This window comes from Streptomyces sp. WAC 04229 (assembly GCF_003947455.1).
Lineage (GTDB): Bacteria > Actinomycetota > Actinomycetes > Streptomycetales > Streptomycetaceae > Streptomyces.
In genome coordinates this window covers 49584-73508 of record NZ_QHJH01000018.1, presented here as the reverse complement: position 1 = coordinate 73508, position 23925 = coordinate 49584, and the positions used below count along the sequence as shown (strand labels likewise).

Annotated in this window: 25 protein-coding genes; 7 read left to right on the top strand and 18 right to left on the bottom strand. The window is 73.1% G+C overall.

From position 1 onward, the window contains the following. Nucleotides 1–35: 35 nt before the first annotated feature. The 5 genes from DMH12_RS08185 to DMH12_RS08165 form a co-directional block, all read right to left on the bottom strand. Nucleotides 36–1589 carry an AarF/ABC1/UbiB kinase family protein gene (locus DMH12_RS08185; protein WP_125490889.1) on the bottom strand — a complete coding sequence of 518 codons (1554 nt, stop codon included), beginning with the start codon at nucleotides 1587–1589 and terminating at the stop codon, nucleotides 36–38. 71 nt (nucleotides 1590–1660) lie between these two features. Further along, nucleotides 1661–2428, bottom strand: a complete 768-nt coding sequence (locus DMH12_RS08180; RefSeq protein WP_125490888.1) for a hypothetical protein — start codon at nucleotides 2426–2428, stop codon at nucleotides 1661–1663. A gap of 52 nt (nucleotides 2429–2480) precedes the next feature. Then, nucleotides 2481–3005 carry an RNA polymerase sigma factor gene (locus DMH12_RS08175; protein WP_260474141.1) on the bottom strand — a complete coding sequence of 175 codons (525 nt, stop codon included), beginning with the start codon at nucleotides 3003–3005 and terminating at the stop codon, nucleotides 2481–2483. 150 nt (nucleotides 3006–3155) lie between these two features. Continuing rightward, complete coding sequence (locus tag DMH12_RS08170; RefSeq protein ID WP_125490886.1) at nucleotides 3156–4913, bottom strand: NAD(P)/FAD-dependent oxidoreductase; 1758 nt, start codon at nucleotides 4911–4913, stop codon at nucleotides 3156–3158. Nucleotides 4914–4962: 49 nt separating this feature from the next. Then, nucleotides 4963–5610 (bottom strand): hypothetical protein, encoded by a 648-nt coding sequence (locus tag DMH12_RS08165; protein WP_125490885.1) that lies wholly within the window; start codon nucleotides 5608–5610, stop codon nucleotides 4963–4965. 218 nt (nucleotides 5611–5828) lie between these two features. Here DMH12_RS08165 and DMH12_RS08160 point away from each other — a divergent pair, with 218 nt between their 5' ends. Further along, the gene (locus DMH12_RS08160) at nucleotides 5829–6347 is read left to right on the top strand and encodes an SRPBCC family protein (protein ID WP_312023912.1); all 519 of its coding nucleotides are present in this window, start codon (nucleotides 5829–5831) and stop codon (nucleotides 6345–6347) included. Between the two features lie 129 nt (nucleotides 6348–6476). Continuing rightward, complete coding sequence (locus tag DMH12_RS08155; RefSeq protein ID WP_125490884.1) at nucleotides 6477–7346, top strand: triacylglycerol lipase; 870 nt, start codon at nucleotides 6477–6479, stop codon at nucleotides 7344–7346. On the opposite strand, the gene DMH12_RS08150 is transcribed toward DMH12_RS08155, so the two are convergent. Continuing rightward, nucleotides 7298–8176 (bottom strand): alpha/beta fold hydrolase, encoded by an 879-nt coding sequence (locus DMH12_RS08150; protein ID WP_185832199.1) that lies wholly within the window; start codon nucleotides 8174–8176, stop codon nucleotides 7298–7300. The two genes, DMH12_RS08155 and DMH12_RS08150, sit on opposite strands and share 49 nt — an antisense overlap. A gap of 135 nt (nucleotides 8177–8311) precedes the next feature. Here DMH12_RS08150 and DMH12_RS08145 point away from each other — a divergent pair, with 135 nt between their 5' ends. Both DMH12_RS08145 and DMH12_RS08140 read left to right on the top strand, forming a co-directional pair. After that, nucleotides 8312–9199, top strand: coding sequence for an RNA polymerase sigma-70 factor (locus tag DMH12_RS08145; protein WP_125490882.1), 888 nt, complete (start codon nucleotides 8312–8314; stop codon nucleotides 9197–9199). 116 nt (nucleotides 9200–9315) lie between these two features. Further along, on the top strand, nucleotides 9316–10077 hold the full coding sequence (locus DMH12_RS08140; protein WP_125490881.1) for a GntR family transcriptional regulator: 762 nt from the start codon (nucleotides 9316–9318) through the stop codon (nucleotides 10075–10077). A gap of 30 nt (nucleotides 10078–10107) precedes the next feature. Here DMH12_RS08140 and DMH12_RS08135 read toward each other — a convergent pair whose 3' ends face one another. The 3 genes from DMH12_RS08135 to DMH12_RS08125 form a co-directional block, all read right to left on the bottom strand. Continuing rightward, on the bottom strand, nucleotides 10108–11262 hold the full coding sequence (locus tag DMH12_RS08135; RefSeq protein WP_125490880.1) for an ROK family transcriptional regulator: 1155 nt from the start codon (nucleotides 11260–11262) through the stop codon (nucleotides 10108–10110). A gap of 100 nt (nucleotides 11263–11362) precedes the next feature. Next, nucleotides 11363–12025, bottom strand: coding sequence for a response regulator transcription factor (locus tag DMH12_RS08130; protein ID WP_125490879.1), 663 nt, complete (start codon nucleotides 12023–12025; stop codon nucleotides 11363–11365). Between the two features lie 14 nt (nucleotides 12026–12039). Next, nucleotides 12040–13194, bottom strand: coding sequence for a sensor histidine kinase (locus DMH12_RS08125; RefSeq protein WP_125490878.1), 1155 nt, complete (start codon nucleotides 13192–13194; stop codon nucleotides 12040–12042). 108 nt (nucleotides 13195–13302) lie between these two features. Between DMH12_RS08125 and DMH12_RS08120 the strand changes: the two genes are divergently transcribed. Genes DMH12_RS08120 through DMH12_RS08110 form a run of 3 tightly spaced genes read left to right on the top strand, consistent with a single transcriptional unit; the run spans nucleotide 13303 to nucleotide 15453 of the window. Continuing rightward, nucleotides 13303–14223, top strand: coding sequence for an ABC transporter ATP-binding protein (locus tag DMH12_RS08120; RefSeq protein WP_125490877.1), 921 nt, complete (start codon nucleotides 13303–13305; stop codon nucleotides 14221–14223). Between the two features lie 2 nt (nucleotides 14224–14225). Next, the gene (locus tag DMH12_RS08115) at nucleotides 14226–14951 is read left to right on the top strand and encodes an ABC transporter permease (RefSeq protein ID WP_125490876.1); all 726 of its coding nucleotides are present in this window, start codon (nucleotides 14226–14228) and stop codon (nucleotides 14949–14951) included. A gap of 58 nt (nucleotides 14952–15009) precedes the next feature. Then, on the top strand, nucleotides 15010–15453 hold the full coding sequence (locus DMH12_RS08110; protein WP_125490875.1) for a hypothetical protein: 444 nt from the start codon (nucleotides 15010–15012) through the stop codon (nucleotides 15451–15453). On the opposite strand, the gene mug is transcribed toward DMH12_RS08110, so the two are convergent. The 9 genes from mug to bioD form a co-directional block, all read right to left on the bottom strand. Beyond that, nucleotides 15431–15982, bottom strand: coding sequence for a G/U mismatch-specific DNA glycosylase (mug, locus tag DMH12_RS08105; RefSeq protein WP_185832201.1), 552 nt, complete (start codon nucleotides 15980–15982; stop codon nucleotides 15431–15433). The genes DMH12_RS08110 and mug overlap by 23 nt on opposite strands. Further along, nucleotides 15979–17421, bottom strand: a complete 1443-nt coding sequence (gene purB / locus DMH12_RS08100; RefSeq protein ID WP_125490873.1) for an adenylosuccinate lyase — start codon at nucleotides 17419–17421, stop codon at nucleotides 15979–15981. The genes mug and purB overlap by 4 nt, the downstream gene beginning before the upstream one ends. A 95-nt stretch (nucleotides 17422–17516) precedes the next feature. Further along, nucleotides 17517–18299 (bottom strand): SGNH/GDSL hydrolase family protein, encoded by a 783-nt coding sequence (locus DMH12_RS08095; RefSeq protein ID WP_125490872.1) that lies wholly within the window; start codon nucleotides 18297–18299, stop codon nucleotides 17517–17519. Nucleotides 18300–18430: 131 nt separating this feature from the next. Next, nucleotides 18431–19453 carry a hemolysin family protein gene (locus DMH12_RS08090; protein WP_125490871.1) on the bottom strand — a complete coding sequence of 341 codons (1023 nt, stop codon included), beginning with the start codon at nucleotides 19451–19453 and terminating at the stop codon, nucleotides 18431–18433. Next, entirely contained in the window at nucleotides 19450–20823 is a 1374-nt protein-coding gene (locus DMH12_RS08085) for a hemolysin family protein (RefSeq protein WP_125490870.1), read from the bottom strand. The genes DMH12_RS08090 and DMH12_RS08085 overlap by 4 nt, the downstream gene beginning before the upstream one ends. A gap of 135 nt (nucleotides 20824–20958) precedes the next feature. Continuing rightward, on the bottom strand, nucleotides 20959–21384 hold the full coding sequence (locus DMH12_RS08080) for a GNAT family N-acetyltransferase (protein ID WP_125490869.1): 426 nt from the start codon (nucleotides 21382–21384) through the stop codon (nucleotides 20959–20961). A 66-nt stretch (nucleotides 21385–21450) separates the two neighbouring features. Next, nucleotides 21451–22335 carry an LLM class F420-dependent oxidoreductase gene (locus DMH12_RS08075; protein ID WP_125490868.1) on the bottom strand — a complete coding sequence of 295 codons (885 nt, stop codon included), beginning with the start codon at nucleotides 22333–22335 and terminating at the stop codon, nucleotides 21451–21453. Between the two features lie 81 nt (nucleotides 22336–22416). Further along, nucleotides 22417–23115 (bottom strand): class I SAM-dependent methyltransferase, encoded by a 699-nt coding sequence (locus DMH12_RS08070; RefSeq protein WP_125490867.1) that lies wholly within the window; start codon nucleotides 23113–23115, stop codon nucleotides 22417–22419. Nucleotides 23116–23208: 93 nt separating this feature from the next. Then, a complete protein-coding gene (bioD, locus tag DMH12_RS08065; protein ID WP_125490866.1) occupies nucleotides 23209–23925 on the bottom strand; it encodes a dethiobiotin synthase in 717 nt (238 codons plus the stop codon).

Here is a 23925-nt window from a genome sequence, read left to right as displayed (position 1 = left end):
TGTCGGTGGGTTCGGGTGGGGCGGGCGGGTGGTGGTCAGGAGGACCGGCGGCGGCTGAGCAGCACGGCCAGCGCCCCGAGGGCCAGCAGTCCGCCGGAGGGGCGGGACGGCCGCTGGCCCCCCATCGCGGCGGGGGTGCGCGGCTCGTGGACGTTGAGCGCGAACTGACGGTTGGCGATGTCGGACAGCACTCCGCGGGCCTGGTCGGGGCTGGTGACCGCGGCCAGCAGCAGTTCCATGGAGTTGCGGGCGAACTGGTTGCGGCCGAGGAACTCGCGGCCCAGCGCGAAGAGGATCTTCGGCACCTCGCCCTGGAACACCTCCGGCAGCGTGATCTCCGGAGCCAGACAGCGCACCGAGCCGTCCAGATTCGCGAAGGACTTGCCCAGCAGTGACACGGACGGCGGTGACCCGATGCCCCGCTTGGTCGCCTTCGCCAGCACGGTGGTGAGCGAGACGCCGAAGTTCATGTCCTCCAGCGCCAGGTGGGAGACCTTGGGCACGAAGGCCGCCATGTCGGCGGCGAACGCCGGCATGTTGGCCCACGGGGTGATCCGGCCCATCTCCGCCCAGTGCTGGGCCAGGCCCGCGCCGTCGTTCTGCGCCAACGTCATGAACAGCGGCAGCAGTTGCAGGCTGGTGCGCCGGTCCAGGCGGCCCACCATGCCCCAGTCGATCAGCGTCGCGGGCCCGCCGGGGGCGGCGAAGACGTTGCCCGCGTGCGGGTCGGCGTGGAAGAAGCGGTGCACGAAGTACCCGTGGTACATGAACCGGAGCAGGTCCTTGCCGATCTCGACGCGTTCGTCGTCGGTGAAGTGGGCGCGGTCGATGTGCCGTACCGAGGTGCCGCCGGCCAGGGACTGGACCAGGACCCGGGGGCTGGAGTACAGGACCCGGGGCACCTCCAGCGAGCGGAAGGGCCGGACGTGCTCGCGGGCCTCGTCCATGTTGCGGGCCTCGCCGTTGAAGTCCAGCTCGGGCTCCATGGCGTCGAAGACCGAGCCGAGCATCGCCTCGATGTCGATGACCTCGTTGAACCGGGGCGCCACCCGGGCCACGATCTTCGACGCCCGGCGCATCAGGGCCATGTCCGCCAGCACGCCGTCCCGGATGCCGGGCCGCTGGATCTTCACCACGGCCGGGCGCCCGCCGGGCAGGGTCACCCGGTACACCTGGGCGAGGGACGCGGCCCCGAGCGGGGCGACGGTCTCGACGTCGTCGAAGCGCAGCTTCCAGTCCGGCCCGAGGTCGTGCGCCAGCACCGGCTCGAACACCGAGAACGGCTGGATGTCCACCTGGTCGTGCAGGTTCTGCAGCTCCTCGCGGATCGCCTGCGGCACCATGTCCGGGCGGGTGGACAGGATCTGACCGAGCTTCACGTAGAACGGCCCCAGGCTCTCCAGCGCCTGCCGCACCGCCTTCGCACGGCGCAGCTCGGACCCGGCGGAGGCGTCGGCGCCCTCCGCCGGGGACCGCAGGTCCTGTCGGGTGCGCCTCCGCAGCCGTGTCGCCTGTCCGACCTCGTCGGCAACGAGGCTGCCCAGGACCTTGACCACGAGACGCAGCCGGTCGCCGACGACAGACGCCATCGTGTTGTCCTCCTTGAAGGTGGGACGGTGGGACGGTGGGACGGTGGGACGACGGGAGGGTGGTGCGACGGTCAGGCGGTCGTCGAGGGCTTTCCGCCCGGGGAGGTGCCGCCGCCACCCTGCTGGCCGGTCAGGCCCTGGAGGGCGCCGAGACCCTGCTGTCCCGCCTGAGCCGGCAGGTTGGTGAGGTTCTGCAGGCCCTGGAGCGTCTCGATGAGCTTGGGCAGCACCTGGAGCAGCTGGGTGAGCTGGCTCGGCAGCGACATCAGGTCGCCGACCCCGCCCGCCGCGTGCCCGAGTCCTCCGGCGAGCTGACCGAGCCCGCCGAGGGCGCCGGCCGCGCCGCCGAAGGCGGCCAGCGGGTTCGCCGCACCGCCCAGTGCCGCCAGCGGGTTGCCCGCGCCGCTGAGCGCGGCGAGTGGGTTGGCCGCCCCGGCGACGGCCGCGAGCGGGTTGCCCGCGCCCGCGGCGCCGGTGAGGGCGGCCAGCGGGTTCTGCGCCGCGTTCGCGATGTTGCCCAGCCGGCTCGCGGCGTCCGTACCGAGCCCGGCGAGGGGGTTGCCCGCGCCGGCCAGACCGCCGACACCGCCCAGACCGCCCGCGAGGGCAGCCAGCGGGTTCGCCGCACCGGCCAGCGCGGTCGCCGGGTTGACGGCGCCGGCCAGGGCGCCGAGGGCGTTCGCGGGCAGCCCGGCCAGCGTGTCGACGGGGTTGTCGCAGCGGGACGAGCCGGACTTCTCCGCGCGGTTGAGAATGTCGTCGAACGCCTCCTTACCGCTGTCGGCCATATTGCCGACGAGGTCCTTGAAAATGTCCTGGATGTTCTTGTTGTTGGACATGGGTGGTCTCTCTTTCCGTTTCTCTTCGATGGGGGAGCGGTCGCTCGATGGCTTACTGGATGCAGCCTTCCAGGGCCTTTGCGCACACGTTCTTGAGCCGTGCACGGCCCCGGGTGAAGGCGGCCTCGGCCGCCTTGACGGAGATGTTGTGCATGCGGGCGAATTCCGCTGTGGAAATTCCCTTTGAGCGGGCGAGTATGACTTCCTGCTCCCGACCCCGCAGGTGTTGCACCTGGGCCAGGAGCCATGTGCCGAAGTCCCTGTCGCAGACGTCCTCCTCGGTCGTGCCGGAGGCGTCCAGGAGGACCGCGCGCTGGAGAAGTCTGCTGCGACGGTCCATGTCACGGTAGAAGTCGATGCAGAGGCGAAGCGCCACGGACGTCAGAAAGGCACCGAGTCGATTCCTGTCCAACGCGGCGTGGGCGGCTGCGCGGGCCATGGTTTCCTGAACGCAGTCCTCGGCGTCCTGAAAACTTGGCAGTCTTCGCCGAACCAACCGCATGAGGCGGTCCTGATGCTGGAAGATGTCTTCCCAGGAGCATTCAGCGGGCGATTGGCAGGTGGAATGTCGCGCCATTGTGGATTGCAGCCCGTTGTCTCTCGGATTGAGCAGGGGGAATCGCGGCCGATTTTCTATTTCTCGGCCATGTGCTTTTACTACCCGAGGCTCTGGAGCGGCAAACCGGAATGTGTGCCTCCGTCGATCGGCAGGAATGATTCTTCGCGCTCATTTCCGCGGCGCCGGACGCCGTGCCCAGTCCCGGTTCCAGTTGACCCACATGTCCCGCACGGTCTGGTGGACCTGGGAGCCGCCGGCCCGCAACTCGGTGGTGTACGCCTGGACGGCCTCCTTGCCCACCAGCCGGGCGCCGCCGGTGAAATAGGATCCGCGGACGTGCCGCGGCGAGCGGAACTTGCCCCACAGCAGGATCTTCATCAGCGGCCACAGGGTGAACACCCCCGCGGGGCAGCGGTCTTCGGGGTCGAGGGTGCCCCACACGGCCGGGCACAGCTCGCTCTCGCGCAGCAGTTCGTAGATGCGGGCGATGGTCCGCTCCTTTGTCGACTCGCCCGCGCGGTAGGCGAGCACCGCGTCCCTCGCCTGGTCGAAGAGCCGTTCCACCCATGGGTTGTCGACCCCTTGCAGGCCCCGGTAGGGAGGCAGTTCCAGGGCGTCGAAGCAGGCGGTGTCCCCGGTCTTCTCGAAGGTCACGGCTGCCTGGTTCTGCGCGTTCGTCCCGTACAGCGTGGTGATCGTCCACACCCGGTTCCAGGCGTTCCACAGCTCGAAGTCGTCGAAGGAGATGTAGCTGCACGACACCAGGTCGTCGTAGAACCGGAACATGCGCTTGGTCCAGTGGTCCAGGTACGCGAACCGGGCGGTGTCGAAGTCGTCCTGGCGCACGGCCTCGATGAGGCGGTGGCCGAGCGCGTTGAGCGCCATCACCGTGACCGCGAGGCCACTGGAGAAGAGCGGGTCGATGAAGTCGCTGGCGTGCGGCAGCAGGCACCAGCGGTCGCCGACCACCTTCTGCGAGGCGAACTGGGTGCGGTCGGTGGACACGTAGGGCCGCACCGCGCGCGCCCGGTCCAACTGCCGGGCCACACTGGGGAACCGGCGCACGTGCCGCCAGAACTCCTCCTCGGCCGGGACGTCGTCGGGGCGGGGATGGTGGTCGAGATCGAGGTTGAGGCCGACGCTGCACAGCTCGCTGGTGCTGGTCGAGTGGTTGTCGAACGGGATGACCCAGAGCCACCCGCCCTCGAACATGTGGTGGAGCGTGCCCTGGCTGAACGGGCTGGGCATGCCGTGCTCCCGGCGCGGCGGGGCCACCGTGTCGAAGGGGCGCACGTCCACCATGTGCGTGAAGATCGTGCGCGAGCGGGTGCGGTACGGCGGTTCCTGCCGCAGCCCCAGCCGCTCGGGCAGCACGGCGCGCATCCCGCCGGCGTCGACCACGTACGACGCCCGGAAGCTCCCCCGGTCCCGGGTGACCAGGGTGGCACCGTCCTCCTCGAACTTCACGTCGTCGACGAGGGTGTGGGTGTACGCGGTGACGCCGTAGGACACCGCGACGTGGAACATGTAGGCGTCCACGTCCTGCCGGAAGTAGTGCGAGTCCGGGCCGAGCGGCGGACCCCAGGTGGGGTACTGGGTGCACTCGTCGGGCCGGGTCGGCTCGCCCTCCCGGTGGTAGACGAAGCTGAAGTTCCGCTTGACCCCGCAGTTGGACGACACGTGGCGGCGCAGCGCCCCGTTGGTCGCCAGGTGCTCGATCTCCGGGACACCGTAGCGGCGGGCCAGCACCCGCAGGCCGAACGTGGTCTCGGGGACGGTGGACTCTCCGATGGCGAAGCGGGGGTGGCCGCTGCCCTCCAGCAGCAGCACGCGCACGCCGTTGCGGGCGAGCACGGCCCCCAGCATCGTCCCGCCGATGCCGCCACCCACGATGGCGACGTCGAAAACACGCTGGTCCTCTTGCATGTCTGCGGTTCCTTTCGCGACGGGTAGAGCGAGTTGCCCGGCTCCGCGCTCACCGGTCGGTGGCCGGGGATGCGGGCAGCACCCGGCGCAGCCCGCAGGCCGCGACCCGGGCGGAGAAGGAGACGGCGAACCAGGGGGTGGGCGCCAGCTCGGACAGCCGCCGCCGGTCTCCCGGCACGTGGTGCTCGCCGCGCCCGGTGACGTCCAGCCAGGCACCGAAGTGCAGCAGCCGCGCCTCCGGCCCGGCCCCTCGCGCCGGGAACGGCCGCATGTGCTCACGCACCGCGCGGGTCAGAGCCCCGCGCCGGGCCGCCCCCACCTGATGGCCGGCCAGGAAGCGGTCGAGCAACTCGGCCGACCGGCCCGGGAATCCGCCGCGCCCGAGCGGCGAGCGGCCCACCAGCCCGGCGTCGTGGAACGCCGCGGCGGCCAGCAGCCCGACCCGGTCGTAGGCGGTTCCGTCGGCGCGCGCGCGGGCGTCGGCCAGCAGGAACGTCCGCAGGGAGTGCAGGGCGACCCGCGGCGGCAGCCGGCGCATCCCGGTGAGCGCGGCGCCCACCAGGGGGTGTCCGAGCAGTTCCGCCAGGGCGGGCCGCCCCAGCAGGGGCTGCCAGCCGCCGGGCAGCGCCTCGGGCGGGACGGCGGGCCAACTCGCCTCCTCGTCACCGGACTCGGGTACCTCGGTCCCTGCGGCCATGGCCGTCTCCCCCTCACTGCGTGCCGTTCCGGCGGTTTCCGTCTCATCAGTGCTTACGCTCGGGCGCCGCCGCACCCCCCACGCACAACGCCCCTCCACCGCCCGCGCGTTGGCGTACGGGCGACGGCGCGCGGGGCGGAATGCGCGCTCCGGTGGTGCGTTGCGGCCGCCCCTTCGGCGGATTTCCCGAGCTATCCGGAGCGGGCATCATCACCCGCGTGATCGCCGTGTTGAATGTGCATGAACGCCCCCTGCCCGTCACACCGGACAGGGTCGGCGCGCTGATCGACTCGCTGGGCAGCGAGCACGACCGCCTCTGGCCGCCCGACTGGCCACCGCTGCGTTTCGAACGGCCCCTGACCGTCGGTGTGTCCGGCGGCCACGGACCGGTGCGGTATGTGGTGAGCCACTATGTGCCGGGCCGCTGGGTCCGCTGCCGCTTCACCGGCCCCCCGGGCTTCGACGGCTTCCACGAATTCAGCCTCGAAGGTCTCGACGACGGGCGGACGGTGCTGCGCAACACCCTCGTCGTCCGCCCGCGCGGCGTCCGCTGGCTGGCCTGGGCCCTGATCGTCCGGCCCCTGCACGACGCGGCGTTCGAGCGCGGCATGGACTGCGCCGAGCGGGCGCTGACCGGGCGGGTGGCCCGCCCCGTCGAATGCGGCTGGTATGTGCGGCTGTTGCGCAGCGCCGCCTTCCGGCGGACCGGGTGGGACATTCGAAAGAACGGACCCTAATGACTCCAAAGAGGGAATTCTTTCCCTCGGACGAGGGATCGTTGCGCAATTCGATGGACGCGAGACTGAGAAGTCGCAGCGTGCCCATCGGCGATCCCGGCGGGCCGTCCCAACGACAGGGAGAGCGTCGTGAGTTTCCTTAATCCCCGCATCCCGGGGGTCAATTCCGAGGACGTCACCACGGACCTCACCGAATCCCCGCACCGACTGGCCGGCCTCGGACAGGTCGGCGCCGCACAGCTCATCGCGACCGTCGACGTACAGGCGGGCGAGGACGACTGGAACGTCCCGGCCGGTGAGGAGCATCCGCGTCCCGTGGTGCTGGTGCACGGCACCTTCGGCAACCGCGGCTACACGTGGACCTCCGCCGCGCCCTTGCTGCGGCAGCACGGCCACCGGGTCTTCCGGCTCGACTACGGCCAGCACGGCAACCCCGTGATCTTCGGACTCGGCGACATCAAGCACTCGGCCCGGCAGCTCGCCGACTTCGTCGACGAGGTGCTGCGGCGCACCGGCGCCCAGCAGGTCGACGTCGTCGGCTTCTCACAGGGCGGCATGATGCCGCGGTACTACCTCAACGCGCTGGGCGGCGGGCCCAAGGTGCACAACTTCGTCGGCATCGCGCCCAGCAACCACGGTGTCACCGCGCAGGGACTGCTGAACCTGGCCCGCCAGATCCCCGGAGCGGTGGAACTCCTCGAACAGGGCGCCGTAGGGGAGGTCGTGCCGGCCTGGCCGCAGCTCCAGCACGACCACCCCTTCCAGCGCGAGCTGGCCGAACTCGGCGAGACCACGGAGGGCGTCCGGCACACGGTCATCGCCACCCGGCACGACGACGTGGTCACCCCGTACACCTCATGCGCCCTGGAGGAGGCCGAGGGGCGCTACGTCAAGAACATCGTGATCCAGGACATCGACCCGGACGACCGCACACCGCACGCGAGCATGCCCTACAACCCGACCGTGCTGAAGGAAGTACTCGCGGCGCTCGCCTCCTGAGAGCGGCTGCCGTCCAGCAGGACGCGGGCCACCAGGGCCGGGTCGTCGTTCATCGGCACGTGACCGCAGCCGCGCAGCCGCACCAGGCGGGCCCGCGGGACGGCGTGCTTGGCGCGGACGCCCTGCCGGGGGAGCAGCAGCCGGTCCCGGTCGCCCCACGCCACGGTCACGGGGATGCCGGGCACGTCGTCGGTGAACAGCACGCTCCGTCCGGCCCGCAGGGTCTCGGCGAACCCCTCGGCGTGCGCGAGCGCGAGCGTCTCGGCGACCACGGCCTCGGGGGAGCGGCGGGCGGGGCGGGCGTAGATCGTACTGGTCAGCGCGGTGCGTCCGACCGCCGTGCGGGACAGCCGCTCGACCAGCGGGAGGGGGAGGCTCCGGGCGGTCCGGCGCATCCCCATGAGTACGCCGAAGGCGTAGCGCCGCTCGGCCTGCGTCCAGAAGCCCGCCGGGGACAGGGCCGTCACCGACCGCACCAGGTTCTGGCGGCCCAGCTCCAGGGCGAGCAGGCCGCCCAGCGAGTTGCCCGCCACGTGCGGCCGGTCGATGCCCAGCGTCGCGCAGAAGGCAGCGAGTACCGCGTTCGTGGTCGGCAGGTCGTGCGGCAGGCCCTGCGGCAGCGCGGACGACTGCCCGAACCCGGGCAGGTCCACGGCTATCACCTCGCGTTCGGTGGCGAGGATGTCGACCACCGGGTCCCAGGCCTGCCGGTGGTGGCCGATGCCGTGCAGCAGGAGCAGCGGCTCGCCGGTGCCCACGCGCGCGTAGGCGACGGTGATGTCCTGCGGACCGTGCGGGGTGGGGGCCGTGAAGGAGAGCGTTGCGGACATGGGGCTCCTTGTCGGGACACGCGGACGACGGTGTGACGATGCATTGCGTAGACAGCCTGTCAGTAAGAGCTACCGACGGGTAGCCCCCGGCGGGTCCGTCTGGACACGGCCGGACACGTCCGCTGGTATGGAGCGGTGACCACCGAAACCGCGACCGACGTCTTCGAAGCACACCGCCCCGTCCTCCTGGGCGTCGCCTACCGGATGCTGGGCCGCCTGGCGGACGCGGAGGACGTCGTCCAGGAGGCGTGGCTGCGCTGGTCCGGCGCCGACCGCTCCACCGTCCGCGAGCCCCGCGGCTACCTGGTGCGGGTCACCACCCGCCTCGCCATCGACCGGCTGCGCCAGATCAAGTCGCGCGGCGAGACGTACGTCGGCCCGTGGCTGCCCGAGCCCTACGTCACCGACTTCGGGGACACCGTGCCCGACACCGCCGAGCGGGCCGTCCTCGCCGACTCCGTGTCCCTCGCCGTCCTCGTCGTCCTGGAGTCCCTGTCGCCGCTGGAGCGGGCGGTGTTCGTGCTCAGGGAGGCGTTCGGCTACCCGTACGCGGAGATCGCCGCCATGCTGGATCGCGGGGAGGCCGCGGTGCGCCAGCTCGCCGGCCGAGCCCGCAGGCACGTCGACGAGCGGCGCCCGCGCTACGACGTGGACCCGGCGCAGCGCCGCGACCTGACCGAACGCTTCCTCGCCGCCGCGGCCGACGGTGACCTGGCCGGGCTGATGGAGCTGCTCGCGCCGGACGTCCGGCTGGTGGGCGACAGCGGCGGCAAGTCCAAGGCGCCGCTGCGGGTGCTGGAGAGCTCCGAGAAGGTGGCCCGCTTCCTCCTGGGCGCGGCCCGCAAGGGGGTCCCGGACTTCTCCTACCGCTTCCTGGAGATCAACGGCGGACCGGCCCTGCTGGCCCTGTCGGGCGGCAAGCCCGACTCCGTCTTCCAGGTCGAGGTGGCCGACGGGTGCATCCAGTCGGTGTACATCATCCGCAACCCCGACAAACTGCTCTCCTTGGCCGGTCTCGCCTAGCCGGATTGGTCTTGACCAAGGGGGTGGGGCGTCCTATGGTCGCAGAGAACTGCAACAACCTTTAATAAACAAGGGCGTCAAAACGCCGCAGGACCACGGCGATTGCGGAGGACAGGGTGGGGACCACGCAGTTGGAATCGGTGCCGGAACCGAAGTACTGGCACCTCAGGACCGTCCTCAGCGAGGCCCTGGACTCGGAGTTCACGGTGGGCGAGGTCCTGCCCAACGAACGCGAGCTCGCCGCCCGCTTCGGCGTCGCCCGCGCGACCCTCCGCCAGGCCCTGGAGCAGCTCGAACTGGAAGGCCGCCTCCAGCGCCGCCGGGGCGTCGGCACGACCGTCGCCCCGCCACGCGTCGGCGTCGCCGTCGGCACCGGACAGCACGCCTGGCCGGGCGCGGCCGACGATGCCTGGGAGCCCGTCGACTGCGCGCCGGCGGCCCCGCCCGCGGCCGTCGCCGACGCCCTCGGGACCGGCCGCGAGGAGCCCGTCCACACCGTCCGCCGCTCCCGCGTGACACACGGCCAGCCCGTCGCGGCGGAGCTGCTCTACGTCCCGCCGGCCTCGGTCCCCGAGCTCACCGCCATCGAGTCGCCCTCCGGCGCCGCCCGCGCGCGTGCCGTACTGCGCGAACTCCAGCGCGGCGAACTGGAGCGCCGGGAGAGCGCCGTCGAGCTGGGCTCGGCCGGCGCCGACGACGCGAAGGAACTGGACCGCCTCCCGGGCGCACCGGTCCTCGTGGTCACCACCCGCTACCTCGCCGGTGGCCGCACCGCCGCCCTCTCCGTCGCCACCTACCGCGCGGACACCTGCCGCCTGACGTTCGGGGACTTCGGCGACGTGGAGATCCACCACGGCCCGCAGACCCGCGCCTCCTGACCGACCCCGCCGCCCGCAGCCCCCGGCGGGTCAGCGGCGTGCCGTCGCGCCCTCCACCGCGAACAGCTGCTCCTCCACGTGGTCGAGGGCCAGCCGCAGCGCGCCCGTCGCCACCGCGGCCTCACCGAGCAGCGACAGCGCCACCCGGGGCGGGCGCAGGCAGTAGCGGGCCAGCTCCCGCCGCAGCGGCTCCAGTACGCCGTCCAGTCCCGCCGCCCAGCCGCCGACCACGACCAGCTCCGGGTCCAGGGCCAGCACCAGCGCCGTCACGTCGTGCACCAGCCGCTGGGTGAAACGCTCCACCGCCGCGCGGGCCCGCTGATCGCCCTCCCGGGCCTGAGCGAAGACCTTGGCGACCGCCTGCTCGTCCAGCGGATGCAGCGGCTCGTCGGTCGTGGACAGCAGGGTCTCGGGCGTCACGTCCTGGCCCATCAGGTGCAGCGCGCCGATCTCCCCGGCCGCGCCGCCGTACCCCCGGTGCAGCCGCCCGCCGATCAGCGCCCCGGCCCCGGGGCTCAGCCCGGCCAGTACGAACACGACGTCGTCGGACTCCGTCGCGGCGCCCTTCCAGTGCTCGGCGACCGCCGCCGCGTTCGCGTCGTTCTCGACCAGCACCGGGCACTTGAAGGAGCGGCTCAGCCGCTCGCCCAGACTCAGCCCCGTCCACCCCGGCAGCGCGGTTCCCAGCCGCACCGTGCCGTCCGCCTCGACGATCCCCGGCGTGGCCGCGCCCACGGCCCGCAGCGAGCCGCGCGCCACCCCGGCCCGGCGCAGCAGCTCGGCGACGGCCGTACGCAGCCGCTCCAGCCGCTCGTCGGCCGAGGCACCCTCGTCCACGTCCTTGGCCTGGGCGCCGATCACCCGGCCGTCCAGGTCGGCCAGGAGCGCGGCGACGCGGTGCGGCCCGATCTCCAGACCGAGCAGATGCCCCGCCTCCGCCCGGAACCGGAAACGCCTCGCCGGCCGCCCCTGCCGCCGGGCGGTGCCCTCGTCGGCGGCCGCCTCGACCACCAGGCCCGCCTCTATCAGGTCCTCGACGACGCCCTCGACGGTCGGCCGGGACAGGCCCGTCACCCGGGTGATCTCGGTCAGCGTCGCACAGTCCGTCGCACGCAACGCGTGCAGCACCACCGCGGAGTTGATCCTCCGCAACAGCGACGGATCCCCGCCGGTCAGGCCTCCCAAGGTCCGTCCTCCCAGCTCGTGCGCGTGTGGGCCGGATGGTACTCGGCCCGCTCCGCCCCGGCGAGTGCCGGTCCTCGCCTTCCCGGCCCGTGCGCGCGCCTCATCCCGGCGCCACGAATCCCGACTCGTACGCCGTGATCACCGCCTGTGTGCGGTCCCGGGCCCCCAGCTTCGCCAGCACCGCGCTCACATGCGACTTCACCGTCTCCGTGCCGACGACCAGCCGGGCGGCGATCTCCGCGTTCGACAGTCCGCGCGCCATCAGCCGCAGCACCTCGCCCTCCCGCTCGGTCAGCCGGGCCCGCTCCACCGTGGCGCGGGCCGCCCGATTGCCGCCGTCGTCGCCGTACTCGGTGGCCAGTTGCCGCACCGAGGCGGGGAACAGCAGCGACTCGCCCTCGGCGATCAGCCGGACCGCGTGCACGATCTCGGCCGGCCGGGCGCGCTTGAGCAGAAACCCGTCCGCACCCGCGCGCAGCGCCTCGTACACGTACTCGTCGTTCTCGAAGGTCGTCACCACGAGGATCTTCGGCGGGTCGGCCACCGTCCGCAGCAGCGCGCGCGTCGCCTCGATGCCGTCGAGCAGCGGCATCCGGACGTCCATGGCGACCACGTCCGGCCGCAGCCGGCGCACCAGCGGGACGACCGCCGCCCCGTCCGCCGCCTCACCGACGACCTCGATGTCCGGCTGCGCCTCCAGCACGGCCCGCAGACCCGCGCGTACGAGGGGTTCGTCGTCGACGAGGAGCACTCTGACCGGCATCCGCCCAGCGTAGATCAGCCCGGCGGCAGCTCGACGCGGACCCGCCACTCGCCGGCGTCGGGGCCCGTGTGCGCCAACCCGCCCAGCAGCGCGGCCCGCTCGCGGATGCCGCGCAGCCCGCTGCCGCGGGCGGCCGAGGCCCAGGTGTCCGGCAGCGGATTGCGCACCTCCAGGGTGAGCGCGCCCTCCGCCACCGCCACGCGGACCCGGGTCGGCACCGCACCCGCGTGCCGCAGCACATTGGTCAGCGACTCCTGGAGGATGCGGTATCCCTCGCGGGAGACCGGGCCCGGCAGCGTCTCGAGCGGGCCGGTGACCTCGGCATCGATCTCGGCCCCCGAGACGCGCGCGGACTCCAGGAGCCGGTCGGCGTCCGCCAGGGTCGGTCGGGAGCTGACCGGCTTCCGCGTCTCGCGCAGGACGCCGAGCACCCGCTCCAGATCCTCCAGGGCCGTCCGGCCGGTCTCCTCGATCGCGGTGAGGGCCCGCTCGGTGAACTCCGGACTGTTCGCCGCGCGGGCCGCACCCGCCTGCACGACCGCGACCGTCAGGGCGTGGCCGATGGAGTCGTGCAGCTCACGGGCGATGCGATTGCGCTCCAGGAGTTGTTCGGTGCGCTCCTCCAGGGCGGTGAGCCGCTCGGCGGCGGACGGGCCGAGCAGCGCGCGGGCGCCCGCCGTCGCCAGGACACCGAGAGCCACCACCGCGCCGTACAGCGCGAGGAGCGGGAGCGGGATCAGGAGCGCGTACGCCCAGTGCGGCGCGGCGTCCCGCAGCACGGGGATGTCGTCGGCCCGGTGCCCGAGGGAGAGCCGGGCCAGGACGACGACGAGGATCGGCAGCCAGACGCAGGCGGCCGTGGTCGAGGCGCCCAACAGCATGCGCAGTTCCAGCCACACCACCGTGCGCAGCCGGTCGCGCCAGGTCGCCGACGGCGCGACCGAGAAGGCGGAGTCCTCATGGCCGGGCGTGAGCAGCAGGCGGGCCTGCACGCCCTCGCCGGTCCGCACCGCCGGGATGAGCCCGACCGGCACCAGCACCGCCGCGGGGACCCACAGCTTGGTGTCGTCGATGAGCGCCCACAAGCTCACCACCAGCATGGGCAGCCACAGGTGCAGCAGCCGTGTGTACGTGACCCCCCAGACCAGGGGGTGCAGAAAGCGGACCATTGGCTCATCGTGCCAGCCGCCACTGACGGCGGGCCTCCCCCGCCCGGGGGAGACGATCTCCACCCGCGGGGGAGGCCCCGCCCCCTGACATGCCGCCAAGCTGCTGTTATGACCAGCATCGACGTCCAGAACCTCACCAAGGAGTACGGCACCCGACGAGCCGTGGACGACCTCACCTTCACCGTGCGCCCCGGTCGGGTCACCGGCTTCCTGGGCCCCAACGGGGCCGGCAAGTCCACCACCATGCGGCTCGTCCTCGGCCTCGACCGGCCGACCTCGGGGACGGCGACCGTCGGCGGCCGCCTCTATGCCACCCTCCCCGAACCCCTGCGGCACGTCGGCGCCCTGCTCGACGGGGGCGCCGCCCACGGTTCGCGCACCGCCCGGGACCACCTGCGGGTGCTCGCGGCGAGCAACCGCGTCCCCGCGCGCCGGGTCGACGAGGTGCTGGAGGAGACGGGCATAGCGTCGGTCGCGCGCCGCCGGGTACGGACGTACTCACTGGGCATGCGGCAGCGGCTGGGCATCGCCGCCGCGCTGCTGGGGGAGCCCGACGTGGTCATGCTGGACGAACCCTCCAACGGACTGGACCCCGAGGGCATCATCTGGATCCGCGAACTGCTGCGCGGCCTGGCGGCCGAGGGCCGCACGGTCCTGGTGTCCAGCCACCTGATGAACGAGACCGCGTCGTTCGCCGACCACCTGGTCGTCCTCGGCCGGGGGCGCCTGCTCGCCGACCTGCCGATGCGGGAGTTCATCGACGCGCGCGTCCAACCACGCGTGCGTGTCCGCACGTCGGACGCCACCGCCCTGAAGGCCGCGCTCGCCCGGCACGGGCACGCCGCCGTGCAGCACGTCGACGGGTACTGGACCGTGTCCGACGCGCGCGTGGACGACATCGGCCGTGCGCTCTCCGGCGCGGGCGTTCCCGTTCTGGAACTGACTCCGGACGAGGGCACGTTGGAGCAGGCCTACCTCGACCTGACGGCCACCGAGACCGAGTTCACCGCACAGCCCCAGGAGGCCTGACCATGCCCTTCACGCCTGTACTCCGCTCCGAGGCGCTCAAGGTGCTCAGCCTGCGCTCGCTGTGCGGCACGCTGCTGGCCGTCTTCGCGGTCACCACGGCCTTCTCCGCGCTGGCGGGTGTCTCCGACACCTCGGACCCGGACTTCGATCCGCTCTTCATGGCCCTTTCGGGCGTCGCGCCCGGTCAGATCGCCGCCGTCGCGTTCGGTGCCATGGTCGTGTCCTCCGAGTACCACGGCAACGGGATCCGGCTCTCCCTGGCCGCCGTCCCGCGGCGCGGGCGGTGGTTCGCGGCGAAGCTGGTGGTGGTCGCCGTACCGACCTTCGTGACGGGGTTGCTCACCGCGTCCGCCGCTCTCTTCGCGGCCCGAGCGGGCCTGGGCTCGGCGGCGGACGGGCTCACGGCGGGCCAGCAGTTGCGCGGCGTCGTGGGCCTGGCGTTCTACCTCACGCTGATGGCCCTGTTCGCGGCGGGCCTCACCGCCCTGTTCCGCAGCGGCGTGGCCACCCTGTCCACCCTGATCCCGTTCATCCTCATCGTCTCCTTCGTGATCGGCGACGTGGCGGGCGGCGTCACCGACTTCCTGCCGGACAGGGCGGGGCAAGTCGTCGTCCATCAGACGTACGACGGGCACCTGGGCCCCTGGACGGGGCTCGCGGTGACCGCGTTGTGGGCGGCGGCCGCGCTGCTCGCGGGGGCGTGGCGGCTGCGCCGCCGGGACGCCTGAGCGCGGGGGCCGGCTGACGGGCCGCCAAATGTCAGTGCCGAACGGTTTACTGGACGGCATGGACATCGCACGGCACATCGCCCTCATCGACGAGCTGTGCCACCGCCCCTTCCCGGCGGGGCACGGCCCGTCGGACGTGGGCGCCGGGACCCCCGGCCAGTTCACGGCGGTGCTGGAGACCAGCCACGGCCTGGGCGGCGGGTGCCCGGCCAAGCGGGCGGTGACGGTCGAGCAGTACGAGAAGGACCGGGACGCCCTCCACGAGCGGCTCGCCGCCCGCTGGGGTGAGGAGGGGGACCCCCTGAACCTTCAGACGATCCTGCTGCGGACCGACCGGGAGGAGATACCCGAGCCGTGGGCCCAGCTGAGCGCGAGCGCGCGCGTGGCGTACCTCTGGGAGGCCGGGGGCACCGGCCGCTGGATCGCGCTGGCCGTCGCCGACCGGGACGAGACGGACGAGGTGCGACTGCTGGCGGTGGTCACGGAGAAGGCTCCGCCGTGACCCGCAGCCGTGCGAACTCCTCGGCCATCGTCTCCGTCGTCCAGTGCGCGTTGAGTCCGCTGGGATTGGGCAGCACCCACACGCGTGTGCTCCCGAAGGTCCGCTCCTGCGGCCCCACCCGCGCGTGCCGGTCGTCGAACGCCGCCCGGTAGGCGGTGACCCCCACCACGGCGAGCCAGTCGGGCCGCAGCCGCGCCACCTTCCGCGTCAGCAGCAGCCCGCCCTCCCGGTACTCCTCGGCGGTCAGCTCGTCGGCCCGCGCGCTGGCCCGCGCCACGACGTTGGTGATCCCGAGCCCGTACGACGGCAGCAGGTCCTGCTCCGAGGGCGCCAGCCGCCGCGGCGTGAACCCGGACAGGTGCAGCACCGGCCAGAAGCGGTTGCCCGGCCGGGCGAAGTGGTGGCCCGTCACCGCCGTCATCAGACCGGGATTGATCCCGCAGAACAGCACCCGGAGGCCGTCCGCGACGACGTCCGGTACGAGACGGTCGCGGGCGGCCTCCAGTTCGGCCCGGGTGAAGCGGGTCAGAGGATGGCCCCGGGGGTGTACGCGGCGGCCGACGGGTGCTGCTTGACGATCTCCTCGATCCGGCCCACGACCATCCCGACCTGGTCGGCCGCGGCGCCCGTGAAGGAGAGCTTGTCCGCCATCAGCGCGTCAAGACCAGCCCGGTCGAGCGGGATGCGTTCGTCGGCGGCCAGCTTGTCGAGGAGTTCGTTGCGCTCGGCGCCCTGTTCGCGCATCGCCAGGGCGGAGGCGACGGCGTTCTCCTTGATCGCCTCGTGCGCCAGCTCGCGCCCCACCCCGGCCCGCACCGCGCCCATCAGCACCTTGGTGGTGGCCAGGAACGGCAGGTAGCGGTCCAGCTCACGGGCCACGACGGCCGGGAAGGCGCCGAACTCGTCGAGCACGGTCAGGAAGGTCTCCAGCAGGCCGTCCAGGGCGAAGAACGCGTCGGGCAGGGCCACCCGGCGCACCACCGAGCAGGAGACGTCGCCCTCGTTCCACTGGTCGCCCGCCAGCTCGCCGGTCATCGAGGCGTAGCCGCGCAGGATCACCATCAGGCCGTTGACGCGCTCGCAGGAGCGGGTGTTCATCTTGTGCGGCATCGCGGACGAGCCGACCTGGCCCGGCTTGAAGCCCTCGGTGACCAGCTCGTGCCCTGCCATCAGCCGGATGGTCTTGGCCAGCGACGAGGGCGCCGCCGCGAGCTGCACGAGGGAGGTGACCACCTCGTAGTCCAGTGAGCGCGGGTAGACCTGGCCGACCGAGGTGAAGGCCTGCGAGAAGCCCAGGTGCCCGGCGATCCGCCGCTCCAGCTCCGCGAGCTTGCCGGCGTCCCCGCCGAGCAGGTCCAGCATGTCCTGGGCGGTGCCGACCGGGCCCTTGATGCCGCGCAGCGGGTAGCGGCCGAGCAGCTCCTCCACCCGGCCGTACGCGACGAGCAGCTCGTCGGCGGCGGTGGCGAACCGCTTGCCCAGCGTGGTGGCCTGCGCGGCGACGTTGTGGGAGCGGCCGGCCATGACCAGCTCGCCGTACTCGCCGGCCAGCTTGCCGAGGCGGGCCAGGACGGCCACCGAGCGGTCGCGGATCAGCTCCAGCGAGAGCCGGATCTGCAGCTGCTCGACGTTCTCCGTGAGGTCGCGGGAGGTCATGCCCTTGTGCACGTGCTCGTGCCCGGCGAGGTCGTTGAACTCCTCGATCCGAGCCTTCACGTCGTGCCGGGTGACCTTCTCGCGCTCGGCGATCGAGGCCAGGTCGACCTGGTCGAGGACGCGCTCGTAGTCGGCGATCGCGGCGTCGGGCACCTCGATGCCGAGGTCCTTCTGGGCCCGCAGTACGGCGAGCCAGAGCCGGCGCTCCAGCTTCACCTTCTGCTCGGGCGACCAGAGCGTGGCGAGGTCGACGGAGGCGTAGCGTCCGGCGAGGACGTTCGGGATGCGGGGCTTGGCGGGAGCGGAAGTCACGTAAACGGATTCTACTGGCGATTCGTGCAGGCCAGCGCCGCGGGGTTGTTCGTCGGAAGCTACGAAGCCACGGGGCCAGGGGCGCGCCCCCGGGATCAGGGCGCGGTGTCCTCGTACGGCAGCAGGTCGGGGCGCTTGGGCGGCAGGCCGTCGCCGGACGAGCGGCCGGTCAGCCTGCGGCCTATCCAGGGCAGCAGGTACTGCCGGGCGAACCGGACGTCGGTGGTCCGGCGGGTGATCCACCCCGGTGGCGGTGTGGCCGGGATCGGCGCGTGCCAGTCGGGGTCCTCGGCCTGGTGGCCCAGCGCCTGCCACACGGCCTCCGCGACCCGGCGGTGCCCGTCCGCCGTCAGGTGCAGCCGGTCCACGTCCCACAGCCGCGGGTCGGCCAGGGAGCGCGCCCCGTACAGGTCGACCACCACGGCGCCGTGGAGCGAGGCCAGGTCGTCGATGATCGCGAAGAGGGCCTCCATGCGGGGCCGGAACCGGTCCAGCACCGGACCCTGGCGGCCGGGGCTGCGCATCAGCACCAGCTGCTTGCAACTGGGCGCGAGCCGCTCCACCGCCTGGGTCAGCAGATCCCGCACCAGCGCCATGTCGCACTTGGGCCGCAGCGTGTCGTTGAGCCCGCCCACCAGTGTGATCACGTCGGCTCCCATGGCCGCGGCCGGCCCGACCTGCTCGTCGACGATCTGCCCGATCAGCTTCCCGCGCACGGCCAGGTTGGCGTACCGGAAGCCGGGGGAGCGGGCGGCCATCCGCGCGGCGAGGAGGTCGGCCCAGCCCCGGTAGGTGCCGTCGGGCAGCAGGTCCGACATGCCCTCGGTGAAGGAGTCGCCCACGGCGACGAGGCTGCTGTGAGTGGGGTTCGTCTGCATGGCGACAGAAAGGGTAGCGCGTGCACATACCCGACGGTCGGTCGGCCCACGGCCCGCCGCGCCTGGCTTCCCGGTCCGTGACGTCCTGCCCGGCCCGCCCCCGCCCGGTCTGCCGACCCCGCCCTCCGGGCTCAGGTCCGCTGACCGAACAGCTCCCGCAGCACGTCCTCCATGGTCACCAGGCCCGCGAGCCGGCCGTCGGACCCGAGGACGGCGGCCAGATGCGTGCGGCTGCGGCGCAGCGCGGTGAGCACGTCGTCCAGCGGGGTGCTCTCCCGCACCCGCGCGATGGCCCGCATGTCCCGCAGCCGGAACGGCAGGTCCCGCGGGGAGGCGTCAAGGGCGTCCTTCACGTGCAGGTAGCCCACGATCCGCCGCCCGTCGTCCACCACCGGGAACCGGGAGAACCCCGACTGCGCCGACAGCCGCTCCAACTGCTCGGGCGTGATGCCCACGCGCGCGTGGACGACCCGTTCCAGCGGCAGCACCACGTCCCGCACCGGCCGCCGGCCCAGCTCCAGGGCGTCGTGCAGCCGCTCCTGGGCCCGGTCGTCGATCAGCCCGGCGTCGCCGGCGTCCTTCACGATCTCGGCCAGCTCCGCGTCGGTGAAGGTCGCCGCCACCTCGTCCTTCGTCTCGACCCTGAGCAGCTTGAGCAGCGTGTTCGCGAAGGCGTTGATGGTGAAGATCACCGGCCGCAGCGCCCGGGACAGCGCGACCAGCGGCGGCCCCAGCAGCAGGGCGCTGCGCACCGGCTCCGCCAGCGCGATGTTCTTCGGCACCATCTCGCCGAGCAGCATGTGCAGATACGTCGCCAGCGTCAGGGCGATGGCGAAGGAGACCGCGTGCCCCACCCCGGACGGCACGCCCACCGCGTGGAACACCGGCTCCAGCAGGTGCGCGATCGCCGGCTCCGCGACCACGCCCAGGACCAGCGTGCACAGCGTGATGCCGAGCTGCGCCGCCGCCATCAGCGCCGACACGTGCTCCAGACCCCACAGCACGCTCCTGGCCCGCCGGTCGCCCTCCGCCCCCGCCTCCACGTGCTGCTCCACCTGGCTGCGGCGCACGGAGATCAGCGCGAACTCGGCCCCCACGAAGAACGCGTTGACGACGAGCGTCGCCAGACCGATCAGCAGCTGTACGGCGATCACCGGCCGCCCTCCCCGTCCTCGCGCGTGCCGCGCCCGCCGTGCGGGCCCCCGGCCGCGTCCGCGTCGTCCAGCGGCGCGTGCAGCAGCACCCGCGCCGCCCGGCGCCCCGTGGCGTCCACGACGTCCAGCCGCCAGCCGGCGACCTCGAACGTGTCGCCGACGGCCGGGATGCGTCCCAGCCCGGCCGCGACCAGTCCGGCGACGGTCTCGTACGGCCCCTCGGGCACCCGCAGGCCGAGCCGCGCCAGCCGGTCCACGCGGGCCGAGCCGTCGGCCCAGTACAGCGCGTGTCCCCGCGCGTCGGTGCCGGCCGGGTCCAGCTCGGGCGTTTCGTGCGGGTCGTGCTCGTCGCGCACCTCGCCGACGACCTCCTCGACGATGTCCTCCAGTGTGGCCACGCCCGCCGTCCCGCCGTACTCGTCGATGACCACGGCCATCGTGCGCCGCCCGGAGAGCCGGTCGAGCAGCCGGTCCACGGTCAGCGTCTCCGGGACCAGCAGCGGCTCGCGCATCAGCTCGGACACCGGCATCAGGGGCCGCCGCTCGGCGGGCACCGCCAGCACGTCCTTGACGTGGGCGGTGCCGACCACGGCGTCGAGGGTCTCCTGGAAGACCGGGAACCGGGACAGCCCGGTCGCGCGCGTCGCGTTGGCCACGTCCTCGCACGTCGCGCGGGAGTCGAGGGCGATGACCTGGACGCGCGGGGTCATCACGTGCTGGGCCGTCAGATCGGCGAGGTTGAGGGTCCGGACGAACAACTCGGCGGTGTCGGCCTCCAGCGCGCCCTCCTTCGCCGAGTGCCGGGCCAGCGCCGCCAGCTCCTGCGGCCCCCGCGCGGACGCCAGCTCCTCGGCGGGCTCCACGCCGAAGAGGCGCACGATCCGGTTGGCCGTGTTGTTCAGGTGGGTGATGAAGGGCCGGAAGGCCGCGCTGAACCAGCGCTGCGGGCCGCCCACCCGTTTGGCCACCGCCAGCGGCGAGGAGATCGCCCAGTTCTTCGGCACCAGCTCGCCGACGATCATCAGGAAGACCGTCGACAGGGCCGTGCCCAGCACCAGCGCCAGCGAGGAGGCCGCCGAACGCGACACCCCCACGGCCTCCAGCGGGCCCGCGATCAGTGCCGCGACCGAGGGCTCGGCGAGCATGCCGACCACCAGGTTGGTGACCGTGATGCCCAGCTGCGCGCCGGAGAGCTGGAACGTCAGGCTCCGTACGCCCTTCAGCGCGCTTGCCGCGCCCCGTTCGCCCCGCTCCGCCGCCCGCTCCAGCTCGCCGCGCTCCACGGTGGTCAGCGAGAACTCGGCCGCGACGAACGCGCCGCACATGAGCGAGAGCAGGACCGCCACCAGCAGCAGGAGCACTTCCGTCATCGGGTCACCTCGGATCCATGATCGGCCAGGAACCGGTGGTTCGCGCGATGTCGTGCGCCGGGGGAGGCGCCGGGAGTCTTGCCGTGGAGGGACTCGCTCATGCGCCGGCGCTCAACCTTTCAGTCCGTTCGCTGTTCACTCCGTGAGCGGCTTCACCCAGCGTCGCCACTGCTCCTCGGGCGCGTACCCGGCCGCCCGCCAGGCATGCTGCGCCCGCTCGTTGCGCCGCAGCACCATCGCGTCCCCGCGGCGCCCCCCGAGCCGTACGAACCGCTCCTCGGCCGCCGCGAGCAGGGCGGTGCCGATGCCCCGGCGCCGCTGCTCCGGGTGCACCGCCAGCCGGTACAGATGGCAGCGCCAGCCGTCGAACCCCGCGACGACCGTGCCCACCAGCTCCCCGTCGCGCTCGGCCAGGACCAGCGCCTCCGGGTCGCGGGCGACCAGCCGCTCCACGCCCTCCCGGTCGTCGCTGATGCTCGTGCCCTCGGCGGCCACCTTCCAGAAGGCCAGCACGGTGTCCAGGTCCTCGGGCCCGGCGGCCCGTATGCGCAGATCGGTCATGCCGCGATCCCAGCACGCCGGACGCACACCGGTACGGGAATTCCGGCATGCGGACGCCGGCCCGGCTCAGTCCTCCCGCAGGGCGCGCATCACCGGCGCGAACGCCTCCATGTACGGCTCCAGCACGGTGAGGTAGGTGAACCCGTACCGCTCGCGCTGCGCCCGGAGCTGCGCGGTGATCTGCTCCAGCGTCCCGGTCAGGAAGATGGGCAGGTCCAGCACCTGTCCGGCGGTCAGATGCGGTACGTGTTCCAGGAAGGGCCGGACGGCCGCCTCACGGTCCCCGGTGACGACGACCATCTGGATGAGCAGGTTCAGCTCCGCAGGCTCCGCGCGGCCCGCCGCCAGCTCCCGGTACCGGGCGACGCGCTCGTCCAGCTCCTCTGCGGTGATCGGCGCGAGCCGTCCTGTCCGCTGCAGCGTGCGCCCGCCGGTGAACGCGGCGACGTCGGCGTGCCGGGCCGTCAGCTCCAGCATCCGGTCGCCGTTCGCGCCGATCAGCAGCGGCACCCCGGGCCGCTGCGCCGGGCGCGGCAGGTGCTCCGGGTCGCCGAGCAGCCGCTCCAGCTCCTCGACGGTGTGCCGCAGACGGTCCACCCGTTCGCCGGGTGAGCCGAAGGGCAGCCCGGCCCTGTCGTGCTCCTCCCGCACGTACCCGGTGCCCAGCCCCAGTTCCAGCCGTCCGCCGGTGAGGGCGTCCGTGGTCGCCACCTCCCGGGCCAGCAGCGCCGGGTTCCAGAGGCCCGCGTTGAGCACGAACGTGCCGAGCCGGGGCCGCTCGGTGGCCCGCGCCGCCGCCACCAGCGCCGGGAACGGCGCCACCATGCCCAGATGGTCCGGGACCAGGATCACGTCGTACCCCAGCTCCTCGGCCCGCCGGCACTTCGCACTCCACTCGTCGGCCGGGGCCGAGACCACCAGGCTGACGCCGAACCGGAACGGACGCGACATGAACTCTCCTCGCACACCGGGGCTTTCGGTGACACGGGAGTCAATCACCCGCGGGCGCCGGCCGCCAGCACGCGACCGTCCCTAGAGCCGGCCCGTCCCGGACCCCGTCTCCGGTGGGCGCCAGGCCGTGCCGAGGACGCAGTACGAACTGGGCAGTGCCGGACCGTGTTCCGGGATCATCATCCGCCGGTAGGGGCCGAGCGCGAACCCCGCGTCGCGCAGCGCGGCGACGGGATCGCGGGACAGGTGGCAGCCGCCGGACAGCGGCGGCCACAGCGTCCGGTCCAGGGCGCGCTGGGTGAAAGTCATCATCCGCCCACCGCCCCGGCCGTGCTCGAAGAACCGCAGCTGGCCGCCGGGCCGCAGCACCCGCCGCGCCTCCCCGAGCGCCCGCGGCACGTCGCGGACGCTGCACAGGACGAGCGAGACCACGACCGCGTCGAAGGCCTCGCTCTTGACCGGCAGCGCCTCGGCCGCACCCGGCGCCACGTCCACCGGCACCCGGGCGCGCAGCGCCGCCTCCACCGCCAACCGCCGCAGCAGCCGCTCCGGTTCGATGGCGACGACCTCCGAGACGGCGCCCGGATAGTGCGAGAAGTTCAGCCCGTTGCCCGCGCCGACCTCGATCACCCGCCCGGACAGCCCGGACAGCAGCCGCTCGCGGACGCGCCCCACGCCCATCCGGGTCTCGGCGCCCACACTGGCCCGGGCGTAGTAGCGGGCGAAGAGCGGATGGTGCACGGCGTCCCGCGGCACCCCACGGGCGGATCGCAGCGGCATGGGCCCTCCCTCACGAGGTGGTGCCTTACCGCGATTGTCCCCCGTACGACCGCTCCGCACCCACCGCACCGGCGGCCGGATGCGCCCTGCCGCTCAGGGCGCCTCCCGCGCCCCGAAGGCCGCCGCGTCCCACGTGCCGTCCAGCCGGGGCGCCAGCCATCCCGGCGCCGCCGACCGGAAGGCGGCCGGCGGCAGGGCAGCCGCCCCGGCGGGGACGGCGCCGAGCAGCGGAGCGCCGGACACCTCCGGGAGGTCCGCGAGGTTGCAGCGCGCGGCGAGGTCCGGGCCCCCGGGCCAGCTGCCGATCACCACACCGGGCAGGTCGAGACCGCGGGAGCGCAGTTCACGTGCCGTCAGCTCCGTGGTGTTGAGCGTGCCGAGGCCCGCCGCCGTCACCAGCAGCACCGGGGCGCCCAGCAGCGCGGCGACGTCCGCCAGCGTCCCGCCGTCCGCGTCGAAGCGGACCAGCAGTCCGCCCGCCCCCTCGACCAGCACCAGATCGTGCTCGGTGGCCAGCTTGTCCGCGGCCTCGGCCACCTCCGCCGGGCGCACCGGCGCCCGTCCGGCCCGGCGCGCGGCCGTGCCGGGCGCCAACGGCTCCGGAAAGCGGGCCACCTCGGCCGCCGTCACGGCCCCCGCGAGGCGCGCCACCTCTCTCGCGTCCCCCGGCTCGTCCGGCCCCACGCCCGTCTGCGCGGCCTTCAGCACCGCCACCGACCGGCCGCCCGCCAGCGCCGTCGCGGCGACGGCGGCCGTCACGACCGTCTTGCCGATCTCCGTGCCCGTGCCCGTGATCACCAGTACCGGCAT